This window comes from Pseudomonas sp. ADAK2 (assembly GCF_012935755.1).
Taxonomy (GTDB): domain Bacteria; phylum Pseudomonadota; class Gammaproteobacteria; order Pseudomonadales; family Pseudomonadaceae; genus Aquipseudomonas.
The window spans coordinates 4,317,485-4,333,308 of record NZ_CP052862.1 but is presented as its reverse complement, the minus strand read 5'-3'; the positions used below and the strand labels follow the sequence as shown (position 1 = coordinate 4,333,308).

At 62.4% G+C, this 15,824-nt stretch carries 1 protein-coding gene; it reads right to left on the bottom strand.

What is annotated here, in order from left to right; all coding sequences use genetic code 11:
• Nucleotides 1–5: 5 nt before the first annotated feature.
• The gene (locus tag HKK52_RS19840; protein WP_169372231.1) at nt 6–15,638 is read right to left on the bottom strand and encodes a LapA family giant adhesin; all 15,633 of its coding nucleotides are present in this window, start codon (nt 15,636–15,638) and stop codon (nt 6–8) included.
• Between the last annotated feature and the right edge of the window lie 186 nt (nt 15,639–15,824).

The following is a 15,824-nucleotide window of genomic DNA, read 5'->3' as shown; positions in this document are numbered from 1 at the left end:
TTGGATCAGCTGTTGTTGTGGTCGACTTTGATGGTCGGATCGCTACCGGCAATCAGGTTGTGCAGGTTGGCGGTAGACCAGTTGTTGCCTTCCAGTTTGATCGTCACGTCCGGAGTCGCCGCTGCAGCATCCGCCGAGTTGAACTTGCCGGCCGAGCTGACCTGCAACGACGAGACGCCATCGACGGTGGTGATCTTCAGGAAGTTGTCGATGGTGCTGCCGGTTTCGCCCTGCAACAAATCGCGCAGGTCGATGCGGTCACCTTCGCTGGCCTTGAAGTCCTTGATCACGTCGCTGCCGGTGTCGCCCGCCTTCCAGACGAAGGTGTCGGCACCCGAGCCGCCAATCAGGATGTCGTTGCCCGAACCGCCGATCAGCGTGTCGTTACCGGTACCACCGAGCAGAATGTCATTGCCCTTGCCGCCGTCGAGCAGGTCGTTGCCGCCCGAGCCGAACAGGATGTCATTGCCTGCGCCGCCCAGCAGCGTGTCGTTGCCATCGTGGGCGCCGGACACGTCGAACGCGGTGTAGTGCTCGGTAACGAACTGATGCACGTTGCTGGTGGTGACTTTGCTGACGTCCACGCCGGTCTGCTGGGCGACGAACGCCTGCATGGCCTGGTAACCCTCGCCGGCGATGCCGTTGAAGCTCACCAGGTCGCCGAACAGGATGTCGTTGCCGTCGCCGCCGTTGACCGTGTCGGAACCTGGCAGCGTCGCTTCGGTGTGACCGATGATCGAATTGGCCAGGTCTTTCGGGTCGATGTTGGTTTGTGGCGTTTTGTCCGTGTCGTAAGGTCTCAGATCGGTGAGGCTGACACCGCTGTTGAGGCCGATGGCTTCTACGTTCGACAAGTTGCCCAGCAACGCGAAGCTGCTGTTGGCGTTATCGGTGGTGGTCTGGGTGGTGCTGCTGCCGCTGCCCGCCAGGGCCGACAACTCGTAGGTGCCATCGCCCTGGGCGTGAACGGTGCCGAGGTTGCTGGAGCTCCAGCCCCACCACGAATTGTAGGTTTGCAGCGTCGCGACGCCCGCACTGTTGATGTTCAGGATGTGCGTGCTGTCGATGGTCGTGGAGAACGTATCGCCCGGCTTGTAGTTGCTGGTTTTCACCACGTCGTCGAGTTTCACGTTGCCGAACAGCGTCGGGTTGGTCTGCTCGCCGTTCTGGTAGTAGGTCGGCTTGCCGTCGGTGATGAAGTACGTAAGGTTCTTCGCCCCGGTGTTGGCCACCGCGTCAGCGCTCTGGAACCAGTTGGCCGTGGTCTTGAACACGTCCTCGTAGTTGGTGCCGCCGCCGGACGACATCGAGTCCAGCACGGTCTTGAGCGTTGCCAACGCATTCGGGTCGTTCAGGTTGACCGACACCGACTTGTTGACCTGGGTATCGAAGTCCACCAGGAAGATGTTCACCGTGCCCGAGTTGCCGCCCATGCTTTGCTTGAGGGTGTTGAACACCGAGGTCAGCGAGTCTTTGGCCGCATTGATCGACGACGCGCTCATGCTGCCCGAGCTGTCGACCATGAAGGCGATGTTGTAGTTGGTGCCCGGCACCACGGTCAGGCCGCCGATGTCGGCAACGATGATGTCGTTGCCGTCGGTACCGGTGACGGTGTCGCTGGCCGACGTGGCGGTGATTGCGTTGTAAGTCGCCGGGTAAACGGTGACCGGGATCTGCGCCGTGCTAATGGCCGAACCGCCCAGTGCCTCGGTGGAGGTGGAGGTCACGGTCAGGTTGAACTGGCCGTTGTAGTACGGCGGCGGGGTCACGGTCAGGGTGCCGAGGTTCCAGCCGGTGACATTGGCTTCGCCGGAGGTCGCGGTGGCGGTGAAGGTGTGACCGGCGCCGTCGGTGAGCACCGAGCCTGCCGGGATGCCGCCGATTTTCACGCTCAGGCTTTCGGAGCCGTCGGTGTCGGTCAGGGCCGTCTTGATCGCGGACAGGTGAACGCTGGTGCCTTCGAAACCGGTGTTGAGTTTGTAGCCATCGTAGTAACCCTCACCGCCGGTGCCGTGCAGGTCGGAGACCGTTACGCCGGAAGCGGCCAGATCGGCCACGCCGGTATAGAGCGGCACGCCGGCGCTGCTCAGGTCGACCGCAGCCGCGCCATTGACCGAGAGGTTGACGTCATAGCTGCCCGGGCCACTTTGGTTATGGTGGTAGATGTCCAGGGTGTAGTAGCCGCTGGCGGTCGGGGTGAACGACCCACTCAAGTTGCCGCCCGCACCCCACAAAGCGGACGCGACGTTCTTGCCACCGATGGTCACGAGCAGGCTGTCATCGCCCGAACCGCTGAAGGTGTAGGTCTTGCCGGCTTCGAGGTAGATCAGGCCGGACGTTTTGGAGGCGGTGCCCGCCGCGACACTGCCGTCGGACTGCACGTTGGTCACGGTGCTGCTGGAGTTAGGTGTACCCGCCGCGTCGATGACCGACTTGAGCGTGCCACTCGGCGCGCCGCTGCCGTCGGTGCCGAGGCCCGACAGACCGGTCCAGACTTCCTTGATCAACCCGGTGGATTTGACGCTGTTATCCGCAACAGTCAGGGACGGCGCATCGGCGACTGGCGTGATGTCGATTTTGATCGTGCCGGTGTTGCCCAGCAGTTGACCGTCGGTTGGCTGGAACTTGATCTGCGCGTAATCCGCCTGATTGTTGCCCAGGCCGGTGCCGCCGTAGCCGTTGGTCCCGGATTCGTTGGCGTCCGGGGTGAAGCGCAGCTTACCGGCGTCGATGTCAGCCTTGGTGAAGGTCTGGTTGGTGCTGACGTCGGTCCAGGTCGAGCCGTTCAGGTACTGCAACTTGCCTTCGCCCGGCAGCCCGGTGATTTTCACACCCAGGCTCGCGGCCGGGCTGTCGACATCGCTGACGCCGAAGGTCGACCAGCCGAGGATCAGCGGGGTGTCTTCGGTGCCGGTAACGTTGACTGGCGCAGCGGTCGGCGCGTCGTTGACCGCTACCACGTTGACCGTGGTGGTTGCGACGTTCGAGTAGTTGCCGCCATCGGTCACGGTCACGGTGATGGTCCGCGGCACGGTGCTCGGGTTTTCACTGTTGTTGGTGAAGCTGATGTTCTTGATCGCCTGCATGTAGTCGGCCAGCGTCGCGTTGCCCGACAGGGTCAGCGTCACGGTGCCGTTGGTGCTGTTGGCATTGATGGTGATGCCGTTGACGCTGTTGCCCAGATTCAGCGCATCGCCGTCCTGACGGTTGGTCAGCACGATGGTGGCGCCGGTCAGCATGGTGCTGTCGGGGTCGGTGATTTTCAGGTCGGTGTCAGCAATCGACACGCCCGCGCCCGTGGTGCCTTCGGTGAAGGTGACGTTGTAGTTAGCACCGGTGGCGCCGCTGGAATTGTTGGCGTCCAGGTCGATGACCGGTGGCGCATCGTTATCGATGATCGAGGTGCTGACGCTGCCATTGGTGGTGCTGACTGCCAGGTTCTCGAAGTTGCCGCCCGTGGCCGAGTCGATCTTGACCACGAAGTTTTCGGTGCCTTCGGTGATCTTGTCGTCAATGGTCGCCACGTTGAAGCTGGCGCTGCTGGCGCCGGCCGGAATCTTCACGGTGTACACACCGGTGAAGTCCGAACCGTCGGCGGCGGTGCCGCTGTAGACGATTTTCAGCGTCACGTCGGTTTGCGCCGGGTGGGTCAGGCTGACGGTGTAGCTGGCGGTCTGGCCTTCGGTCACCGAGGTGCTGCCGGTGATGCTGACTTGGGTGGTGTCGAGGGTGTCGGTGACGTTGGTCACGGCTGGCGCGGTGCTCGGCACCAGGTTTTCGAAACTGCCACCAGTGGCGTTGGTGATCGTCGCTTGAACGGTGCCGGCGTCCTTGTACACGTCATCAGCTGGAGCCGGAACGGTCACGGTGCCCGTGGTTTTACCAGCGTCGATGGTGATTACGGAGCCATTGCTCAGGGTCACGGTGACCGGCGAGCCAGCAGCGTTGGTCAGGGTGGCGGTGTAGGTGATCTGGCCACCTTCGGCGACCGACCCGGTGGCGGTCAACGACAGGTTGGTGGTGTCGACAGTGTCGGTGACGGTGGTGCTGACCGGGGTTTTGTCGGCGACGAGGTTTTCGTAGTTGCCGCCGGTCACGTTAGTGATCGAGTTGGTCAGCGGTGCGTGGCCGGTGAGCACGTCGTTTGGCGCGATAGCGGTCACGGTACCGGTGGTTTTACCGATGTCGATGGTGATCGTCTGACCATTGGCCAACGACACGGTAACCGGACTGCCAGTGACTGGCTGGCCGACAGTCGCGGTGTAGGTGACGGTGCCACCCTCAGCGGCGGTGCCGGTCGCGGTCAGTTTGACGGTCGAGGTGTCGATGGTGTCGGTGACGCTGGTCACGGCTGGGACAGTGCTCGGCACCAGGCTTTCGAAGTTACCGCCGGTTGCGGTGGTGATCGTGGCCTGAACGGTGCCGGCGTCTTTGTACACATCATCAGCCGGAGCTGGAACAGTCACGGTGCCCGCGGTTTTACCAGCGTCGATGGTGATTACGGAGCCATTGCTCAGGGTCACGGTCACCGGGGTGCCCGCGGCGTTGGTCAGGGTGGCGGTGTAGGTGATCTGGCCACCTTCGGCGACCGACCCGGTGGCGGTCAACGACAGGTTGGTGGTGTCGACAGTATCAGTGACCGTGGTCGAAACCGGCGTCTTGTCGGCCACGAGGTTCTCATAGTTGCCGCCAGTGACGTTGGTGATCGAGTTGGTCAGCGGCGCGTGGCCCGTCAGCACGTCGTTCGGCGCGACAGCGGTCACGGTGCCGGTGGTTTTGCCGATGTCGATGGTGATCGTCTGGCCGTTGGCCAACGACACGGTGACCGGGCTGCCGGTTACTGGCTGCCCAACCGTCGCGGTGTAGGTGACGGTGCCACCTTCGGCAGCGGTGCCGGTCGCGGTCAGTTTTACGGTCGAGGTGTCGATGGTATCCGTGACATTGGTGACTGCTGGAACAGTGCTCGGCACCAGGTTTTCGAAGCTGCCACCAGTGGCGTTGGTGATCGTCGCCTGGACGGTGCCGGCGTCCTTGTACACATCATCAGCCGGAGCTGGAACAGTCACGGTGCCCGTGGTTTTACCCGCGTCGATGGTGATGACCGAACCATTGCTCAACGTTACGGTGACCGGCGAGCCAGCGGCATTGGTCAGGGTGGCGGTGTAAACAATCGAACCACCTTCAGCAACCGAGTTGGTAGCGCTCAGGCTGAGGTTGGTCGTGTCGACGGTATCAGTGACCGTGGTCGAAACCGGCGTCTTGTCGGCCACGAGGTTTTCGTAGTTACCGCCAGTGACGTTGGTGATCGAGTTGGTCAGCGGCGCGTGGCCCGTCAGCACGTCGTTCGGCGCGACAGCGGTCACGGTGCCGGTGGTTTTGCCGATGTCGATGGTGATCGTCTGACCATTGGCCAAGGACACGGTGACCGGGCTGCCGGTTACTGGCTGCCCAACCGTCGCGGTGTAGGTGACGGTGCCACCCTCAGCGGCGGTGCCGGTCGCGGTCAGTTTGACGGTCGAGGTGTCGATGGTGTCGGTGACAGTGGTCACGGCCGGAACAGTGCTCGGCACCAGGTTTTCGAAGTTGCCACCGGTTGCGGTGGTGATCGTGGCCTGAACGGTGCCGGCGTCTTTGTAGACGTCATCCGCTGGAGCGGCGACGGTTACGTTGCCGCTGGTAGCGCCGGCAGCGATGAGGATAACGGCGCCGTTGCTGAGGGTCACGGTGACCGGAGAGCCGGCAGCGTTGGTCAGCGTCGCGGTGTAAACAATCGAACCACCTTCAGCAACCGAGTTGGTAGCGCTCAGGCTGAGGTTGGTCGTGTCGACGGTATCAGTGACCGTGGTCGAAACCGGCGTCTTGTCGGCTACGAGGTTTTCGTAATTACCGCCAGTGACGTTGGTGATCGAGTTGGTCAGCGGCGTGTGGCCGGTGAGCACGTCGTTTGGCGCTACGGCGGTCACGGTGCCGGTGGTTTTGCCGATGTCGATGGTGATCGTCTGACCATTGGCCAACGACACGGTGACCGGGCTGCCGGTTACTGGCTGCCCAACCGTCGCGGTGTAGGTGACGGTGCCACCTTCGGCAGCGGTGCCGGTCGCGGTCAGTTTGACGGTCGAGGTGTCGATGGTGTCGGTGACAGTGGTCACGGCCGGAACAGTGCTCGGCACCAGGCTTTCGAAGTTGCCACCGGTTGCGGTGGTGATCGTGGCCTGAACGGTGCCGGCGTCCTTGTACACATCATCAGCCGGAGCTGGAACAGTCACGGTGCCCGTGGTTTTACCAGCGTCGATGGTGATTACGGAGCCATTGCTCAGGGTCACGGTCACCGGGGTGCCCGCGGCGTTGGTCAGGGTTGCGGTGTAGGTGATCTGGCCACCTTCGGCGACCGACCCGGTGGCGGTCAACGACAGGTTGGTGGTGTCGACAGTGTCAGTGACCGTGGTCGAAACCGGCGTCTTGTCGGCCACGAGATTCTCGTAGTTGCCGCCAGTGACGTTGGTGATCGAGTTGGTCAGCGGCGCGTGACCGGTCAGCACGTCGTTCGGCGCGACAGCGGTCACGGTACCGGTGGTTTTGCCGATGTCGATGGTGATCGTCTGGCCGTTGGCCAACGACACGGTGACCGGGCTGCCAGTGACTGGCTGGCCGACAGTCGCGGTGTAGGTGACGGTGCCACCTTCGGCAGCGGTGCCGGTCGCGGTCAGTTTGACGGTCGAAGTGTCGATGGTATCCGTGACATTGGTCACCGCTGGAGCGGTACTCGGCACCAGATTCTCGAAGTTGCCACCCGTAGCGGTAGAGATAGTCGCTTCGACTTTGCCCGCGTCTTTGTACACGTCATCGGCCGGGGCCGCGACGGTTACGGTGCCCGTGGTTTTGCCAGCCTCGATGGTGATCACTGCGCCGTTCGACAAGGTCACGGTCACCGGCGTACCGGCCGCATTGGTCAGGGTCGCGGTGTAGGTGATCTGGCCACCTTCCGCCACGGTGTCGGTCGCGGTCAGCGACAGCGTGGTGTTATCCACGGTGTCAGTGACGGTGGTTTTGGCCGGGTCGCCGTTGACGTCCAGTTTTTCGTAATTGCCGCCGGTGGCGTCCTTGATGGTGACGCTCAAGGAGCCGCCGCCCGCCAGGGCATCGTTCGGCGCGACAAAATTGACCGTGCCGCTGCTTTTGCCGATATCGATGGTAATGGTTTGGCCATTGGACAAGGTCACAACGACCGGTGCACCGGTGACCGGTGCGCTCACGGACGCGGTGTAGACGACAGTGCCGCCTTCGGCGACGCTCGACGTGGCGGTCAGCGACACGGTGCTGGTGTCGATGGTGTCGGTGACGCTGGTCACGGCAGCCGATGGATCTTTGACCAGGTTTTCAAAGTTACCTCCGGTGGCGTCCTTGATGGTCGCTTCGACTTTGCCGGCGTCTTTGTAGACGTCATCGGCGGGAGCGGCGACGGTTGTGGTGCCGATGGTGGCGCCAGCCGCGATAAGGATTACCGCGCCGTTGCTCAATGTCACGGTGACCGGAGTACCGGCAGCATTGGTCAGGGTGGCGGTGTAAACAATCGAACCACCTTCAGCCACGGAGCCGGTTGCACTCAGGCTGACGGTCGTGGTGTCCGAAGTGTCGGTCACGGTGGTGCTGACCGGGGTTTTGTCGGCCACGAGGTTTTCGTAGTTGCCGCCGCTCACATCCGTAATCGAGTTAGTCAGCGGAGCATGGCCGGTCAACGCATCGTTCGGCGCGACAGCGGTCACGGTGCCGGTGGTTTTACCGATGTCGATGGTGATGCTCTGACCATTGGCCAGGGTCACGACAACAGGGGAACCGGTCACCGGCTGGCCGACTGTCGCCGTGTAGGTGACGGTGCCACCTTCGGCAGCGGTTTCGGTGGCGGTCAGTTTGACGGTCGAGGTGTCGATCGTATCAGTGACAGTGGTCACCGCTGGAACCGTGCTCGGCACCAGGTTCTCGAAGTTGCCACCGGTCGCGGTGGAGATTGTCGCTTCGACTTTGCCGGCGTCTTTGTAGACGTCGTCGGCCGGGGCTGCGACGGTCACGGTGCCAGTGGTTTTGCCCGCTTCGATGGTGATGACAGCGCCATTCGACAGCGTCACGGTTACCGGAGTACCTGCCGCGTTAGTCAAAGTCGCGGTGTAGGTGATCTGGCCACCTTCAGATACGGAGTCGGACGCGCTCAAGGACAGGTTGGTGGTGTCGGCAGTGTCGGTAACGGTAGTCGAAACCGGCGACTTGTCGGCCACCAGGTTTTCGTAGTTGCCGCCGCTTACATCGGTGATCGAGTTGGTCAACGGCTCGTGGCCGACCAGCGCGTCGTTCGGTGCAACCGCATTGACGGTACCGGTGGTTTTGCCGATGTCGATGGTGATTGTCTGGCCGTTGGCCAGGGTTACAACTACTGGAGAACCAGTGACTGGTTGGCCGACTGTGGCGGTGTAAACCACGGTGCCGCCTTCAGCGACGCTATCGGTGGCCGTCAGTTTGACGGTGGAGGTATCGATGGTGTCGGTGACATTGGTCACTGCTGGAACCGTGCTCGGCACCAGGTTCTCGAAATTCCCGCCGGTCGCGGTGGAGATTGTCGCTTCGACTTTACCGGCGTCTTTGTAGACGTCATCGGCCGGAGCCGGAACGGTCACGGTGCCCGTGGTTTTGCCGGCGTCGATGGTGATTACTGCACCATTCGACAGCGTGACCACAACCGGAGTACCGGCGGCATTGGTCAGGGTCGCGGTGTAGACGATCGAACCGCCTTCAGCAACCGAACCGGTGGCGCTCAACGACAGGTTGGTGGTGTCGGCGGTGTCGGTAACGGTAGTCGAAACCGGTGACTTGTCGGCCACCAGGTTTTCGTAGTTACCGCCGCTCACGTCTTTGATCGAGTTGACCAGCGGCTCGTGGCCGACCAGCGCGTCGTTCGGTGCGACAGCGTTGACGGTACCGGTGGTTTTGCCGATGTCGATGGTGATTGTCTGGCCGTTGGCCAGGGTTACAACTACTGGAGAACCAGTGACTGGTTGGCCGACTGTGGCGGTGTAAACCACGGTGCCGCCTTCAGCGACGCTATCGGTGGCCGTCAGTTTGACGGTGGAGGTATCGATGGTGTCGGTGACATTGGTCACTGCTGGAACCGTGCTCGGCACCAGGTTTTCGAAGTTGCCGCCGGTCGCGGTGGAGATCGTCGCTTCGACTTTGCCGGCGTCTTTGTAGACGTCATCGGTCGGGGCTGGAACGGTCACGGTGCCGGTGGTTTTACCGGCGTCGATGGTGATCACCGCACCATTGGACAGCGTGACTACAACCGGCGTACCGGCCGCATTGGTCAGGGTCGCGGTGTAGACGATCGAGCCACCTTCAGCCACGGAATCCGTCGCGCTCAAGGACAGGTTGGTGGTGTCTGGCGTATCCGTAACCGAGGTTTCAGCCGGTTTGCCATCGATGTCCAGCTTCTCGTAGTTGCCGCCCTTGGCGTCGTCGATCTTGACGCTCAGCGAACCGCCGCCCGCCAATGCGTCGTTCGGCGCAACGAAGTTCACGGAACCGCTGCTCGCGCCGACCGGGATGGTGATGGTCTGGCCATTCGACAAGGTCACGACAACAGGCGAACCAGTAACCGGCGCGCTGACGGACGCGGTGTAAACCACGGTGCCGCCTTCGGCAACGGTCGAGGTCGCGGTCAGGTTGACCGTCGAGGTGTCGATGGTGTCGGTGACATTGGTCACCGCCGCCGTCGGATTGGTCGCCAGGTTCTCAAAGTTGCCGCCGCTGGCGTCCTTGATGGTCGCTTCAACCTTGCCGGCATCTTTATAGACGTCATCGGCCGGAGCCGCGACGGTCACGGAACCACTGGTGGCACCCGCGGCGATGAGAATCACCGCGCCGTTGCTCAGGGTTACGGTTACCGGAGTGCCGGCTGCGTTGGTCAGGGTAGCGGTGTAGACGATCGAGCCGCCCTCGGCCACGGTGTCGGTCGCGCTCAGGCTCAGGGTGGTGGTGTCAGGTGTGTCGCTGACGGCGGTATCCGCTGGTTTGCCGTCGACGTCGAGTTTTTCGTAATTGCCGCCGGTGGCGCCGTCGATCTTCACGCTCAGGGACGTGCCGCCCGCCAGTGGGCTGTTTGGCGCGACAAAATTCACGCTGCCGCTGGTTTCGCCCACCGGGATGGTGATGGTCTGGCCATTGGACAGGGTCACCACAACCGGTGCGCCGGTTACCGGAGCGGTCACGGACGCGGTGTAGACCACGGTTTCGCCTTCGGCGACGTTCGCGGTGGCCGTCAGCGATACGGTGCTGGTGTCGATGGTGTCATTGACGGTGGTGACCGCCGGGGTGTCGCTGGTGACCAGGTTCTCGAAGTTGCCACCGGTCGCGCCTTTGATGGTCGCTTCGATGGTGCCGGCGTCCTTGTAGACGTCGTCCTTCGGCGCATCGACGGTCACGGTGCCGCTGGTTTTACCGGCGTCGATGGTGATCACGGCGCCGTTGTTCAGGGTGACGGTCACTGGCGTGCCAGCGGCGTTGGTCAGGGTCGCGGTGTAAGTGATCTGGCCGCCTTCATCCACGGCGCCGGTCGCGGTCAGCGACAGGTTGGTGATGTCGGTGGTGTCGGTGACAGTGGTCGAGACCGGTGTCTTGTCGGCTACCAGGTTCTCGTAGTTGCCGCCGCTGACGTTGGTGATCGAGTTGGTCAACGGCGCATGGCCGGTCAACGCATCATTCGGTGCAACCGCATTGACGGTACCGGTGGTTTTGCCGATGTCGATGGTGATTGTCTGGCCGTTGGCCAGGGTTACAACTACTGGAGAACCAGTGACTGGTTGGCCGACTGTGGCGGTGTAAACCACGGTGCCGCCTTCAGCGACGCTATCGGTGGCCGTCAGTTTGACGGTGGAGGTATCGATGGTGTCGGTGACATTGGTCACTGCTGGAACCGTGCTCGGCACCAGGTTTTCGAAGTTGCCGCCGGTAGCGGTGGAGATCGTCGCTTCGACTTTGCCGGCGTCTTTGTAGACGTCATCGGTCGGGGCTGGAACGGTCACGGTGCCGGTGGTTTTACCGGCGTCGATGGTGATCACCGCACCATTGGACAGCGTGACTACAACCGGCGTACCGGCCGCATTGGTCAGGGTCGCGGTGTAGACGATCGAGCCACCTTCAGCCACGGAATCCGTCGCGCTCAGGCTCAGGTTGGTGGTGTCTGGCGTATCCGTAACCGAGGTTTCAGCCGGTTTGCCATCGACGTCCAGCTTCTCGTAGTTACCGCCCTTGGCATCATCAATCTTGACGCTCAGAGAACCGCCGCCGGCCAACGCATCGTTTGGCGCAACGAAATTCACGGAACCGCTGCTCGCGCCGACCGGGATGGTGATGGTCTGGCCGTTGGACAGGGTGACGACCACGGGTTCGCCAGTGACCGGTGCAGAAACGGAAGCGGTATAAACGACGGTGCCGCCTTCCGCCACGGTGCTGGTGGCCGTCAGGTTGACGGTCGAAGTGTCGATGGTGTCCGTTACATCAGTCACCGCTGGCGCTGGACTGGTGACCAGGTTTTCGAAGTTGCCGCCTGCTGCGTCCTTGACGGTCACTTCGACTTTGCCGGCGTCTTTATAGACGTCATCGGCAGGCGCGGCGACGGTTACCGAACCGCTGGTGGCGCCGGCGGCGATGGTGATGACTGCGCCGTTGCTCAGGGTTACGGTGACCGGAGTGCCGGCAGCGTTAGTCAGGGTGGCGGTGTAAACAATCGAACCGCCTTCAGCCACAGAGTCAGTGGCGCTCAGGCTGAGGGTTGTGGTGTCCGGGGTGTCGGTGACGGTGGTGCTGACCGGTGTTTTGTCAGCAACCAGGTTTTCGTAATTACCACCGCTCACGTCGGTGATCGAGGTGGTCAACGGCGCGTGGCCATTGAGCACATCGTTCGGGGCCACGGCGTTAACGGTGCCGCTGCTCGCGCCGACGGCGATGGTGATGGTCTGACCGTTGGCCAGAGTCACGATAACCGGGGCGCCGGTTACTGGAGCGCCAACCGAAGCGGTGTAAACCACGGTGCCGCCTTCGGCAACGGTCGACGTTGCGGTCAGGGTCACAACCGACGTGTCGATGGTGTCGGTAACGTTGGTCACGGCTGGCGCCGGATCCGTAGCCAGGTTCTCGAAGTTGCCGCCGGTGGCCTCTTTAACGGTGACTTCAACCTTGCCGGCGTCTTTATAAACGTCATCGGCAGGCGCAGCGACGGTCACGTTGCCGCTGGTAGCGCCGGCGGCGATGGTGATGACTGCGCCGTTGCTCAGGGTTACGGTGACCGGAGTGCCGGCAGCGTTAGTCAGGGTGGCGGTGTAAACAATCGAACCGCCTTCAGCCACAGAGTCAGTGGCGCTCAGGCTGAGGGTTGTGGTGTCCGGGGTGTCGGTGACGGTGGTGCTGACCGGTGTTTTGTCAGCAACCAGGTTTTCGTAATTACCACCGCTTACGTCGGTGATCGAAGTGGTCAGCGGCGCGTGGCCATTGAGCACATCGTTCGGGGCCACGGCGTTAACGGTGCCGCTGCTCGCGCCGACGGCGATGGTGATGGTCTGACCGTTGGCCAGAGTCACGATAACCGGGGCACCGGTCACTGGAGCGCCAACCGAAGCGGTGTAAACCACGGTGCCGCCTTCGGCAACGGTCGACGTTGCGGTCAGGGTCACAACCGACGTGTCGATGGTGTCGGTGACATTGGTCACGGCTGGCGCCGGATCCGTAGCCAGGTTCTCGAAGTTGCCGCCGGTGGCCTCTTTAACGGTGACTTCAACCTTGCCAGCGTCTTTATAAACGTCATCGGCAGGCGCAGCGACGGTCACGTTGCCGCTGGTAGCGCCGGCAGCGATGGTGATCACCGCGCCGTTGCTCAGGGTCACGGTGACCGGTGTGCCGGCCGGGTTGGTCAGGGTCGCGGTGTAGACGATCGAGCCGCCTTCAGCCACGGTGTCTGTCGCGCTCAGGCTGAGAGTCGTGGTGTCCGGGGTGTCGGTGACGGTGGTGCTGACCGGTGTTTTGTCAGCAACCAGGTTTTCGTAATTACCACCGCTCACGTCGGTGATCGAAGTAGTCAACGGCGCGTGGCCATTGAGCACATCGTTCGGGGCCACGGCGTTAACGGTGCCGCTGCTTGCGCCGACCGCAATGGTGATGGTCTGACCGTTGGCCAGGGTTACGATAACCGGGGCGCCGGTTACTGGAGCACCGACCGAAGCGGTGTAAACCACCGTGCCGCCTTCAGCAACAGTCGAGGTTGCGGTCAGGGTTACAACCGACGTGTCGATGGTGTCGGTGACATTGGTCACGGCTGGCGCCGGGTCAGTGGCGAGGTTCTCGAAGTTGCCACCAGTGGCGTCTTTAACCGTGACTTCAACCTTGCCGGCGTCTTTATAGACGTCATCGGCAGGCGCAGCGACGGTCACGTTGCCGCTGGTAGCGCCGGCAGCGATGGTGATCACCGCGCCGTTGCTCAGGGTTACGGTGACCGGTGTGCCGGCCGGGTTGGTCAGGGTCGCGGTGTAGACGATCGAGCCGCCTTCAGCCACGGTGTCTGTCGCGCTCAGGCTGAGAGTCGTGGTGTCTTTCGAGTCGGTGATGACGGTCTGTGCCGGTTCGGTGCTCGGAGTCAATTGCTCGAAGTTGCCGCCAGTGGTGCCGGTGATCGTGGTGCTGACGGTGCTGCCATTGTTGTAGACGTCGTTCGGCGGCGTATCAACGGTGACGCTGCCCGTGGTTTTGCCTGCTTCGATGGTAATGACCGAGCCATTGCTCAAGGTCACGGTCATCGGCGTGCCGGCCGGGTTGGTCAGGGTCGCGGTGTAGGTGATCTGACCGCCTTCGACCACGGTGCCGGTGGCGGTGAGGCTCAGGCCGGTGTTGTCGATCGAATCGGTAATGGTCGTAACGGCCGGCGTCGGGTTCGCCGTCAACTGTTCGAAGTTGCCGCCGGTTACGCCGGAGATCGTGGTGCTAACGGTGCTGCCATTGTTGTAGACATCATTGGCTGGCGTCGGAACGTCCACGCTGCCGGTGGTCTTGCCGGCTTCGATGGTGATGGTCGAGCCGTTGGACAGGGTCACGGTGACCGGGGTTTGCGCCGGATTGGTCAGGGTCGCGGTGTAAGTGATCTGCCCGCCTTCAGTGACAGTGGAACCCGCTGTCAACGTAACGGTGGTGTTGTCGACAGAATCGGTGATCGTCGTCACGGCCGGCGTCGGGTTCGGGGTCAACTGTTCGAAGTTGCCGCCGGTGGCGCCGGTAATGGTGGTGGTGACGATGCTGCCGTTGTTATAGACGTCATTGGCTGGCGTCGGAACGTCCACGCTGCCAGTGGTCTTGCCGGCTTCGATGGTGATGGTCGAACCGTTGGACAAGGTGACGGTAACCGGCGTCTGCGCCGGGTTGGTCAGGGTCGCGGTGTAAGTGATCTGCCCGCCTTCAGTGACAGTAGAACCGGCTGTCAGCGTAACGGTGGTGGTGTCGATCGAATCGGTAATGGTCGTGACCGCTGGCGTCGGGTTCGGCACCAGGTTCTCGAAATTGCCGCCGGTAGCGCCGGTGATCGTGGTGCTGACAGTGCTGCCATTGTTGTAGACGTCATTGGCTGGCGTCGGAACGTTCACGGTGCCGGTAGTCTGGCCGGCGCCGATGGTGATGGTCGAGCCGTTGGACAAGGTGACGGTGACCGGCGTCTGCGCCGGATTGGTCAGGGTCGCGGTGTAGGTGATCTGCCCGCCTTCAGTCACGGTGCCGCCCGCCGTCAGCGTGACGGTGGTGGTGTCGATGGTGTCGGTGACCTGAGTCGTTGCCGGTACGGTCGGCGGCGTCACGATGATGCCGGCGCCGCCCGTGGTGCCGGTGACGGTAACGTCGATCTGGGTCGGGTCGTTATAGACGGTGTCGTTCGGCGCCAGCGGCACGTTGACGGTGCCGGTGGTTTGGCCAGCCTGAATCACGATCACCGCGCCATTGGACAGGGTGATGGTCAGGTCGCTGGTCGGTGCCTGGGTCAGGGTCGCGGTGTAAACCAGTACGCCGCCGGCTTCGGTGATGGTCGGCGTGGCGCTCAGGCTCAGGGTCGACGCCTGCACGATGTTGGCGTTGTTGGTGGTCTGGCCGCCGATGGTGTTCTGCGTGGTCGCCCCGGCAGAGCCGATGCCCGCGGTCGGGAAACCAATGGTCGGATCTACCCGGCCAGCGGTGGCGTCCAACATCACGAAGCTATGGCCACCACCGGCCGCGCCGCCAGTACCGGCAGCGGTCGGGCCGGCTGCGGTGGCTTCGAGGTCTTGAGTCGGGTCGGCGCCGGCAACGATGGCTTGCTGCAGTTCTTCAACCGATGGCGCGGCTTGTGCAGTGGCTTCTGCCAGGTCGGTGCTGGAATCCGGATCGGTGCCACTCCATTGAGTGTCACGGCCCAGGTCCAGGGTCCGGCCATCGGCCAGTTCGAGCGTGACGGCGCCAGCAGCACCAGTGTCTACCTGATCGCCGACCATGAGCCGGTCGCCTTCAACGAGTACGCGGCGGACGCCCTCTGGGGACACCGCGAAAACCTGACCAACAATGCTTTTGACGATGGCAACAACACTGCTCATTGAAGACTCTCCGGGTGTCACGTTCAGTTGACTTCCATGGACCTGATGGCGAATTCGCCAAAGCAGTCTGGACGTACAGATTAAAATTTAGTGCATAAGCTTGACGCTGCAATTCGTCAATAATTTGGCTATATTCTTTCGCTATTTAGTTTATGCCAAACTATTGACCTTATGGGTGCCATCCTA

Excerpts from the sequence above, each read along its gene's own strand:
- HKK52_RS19840 (WP_169372231.1), bottom strand. The coding sequence starts at position 15,638 with ATGAGCAGTGTTGTTGCCATCGTCAAAAGCATTGTTGGTCAGGTTTTC.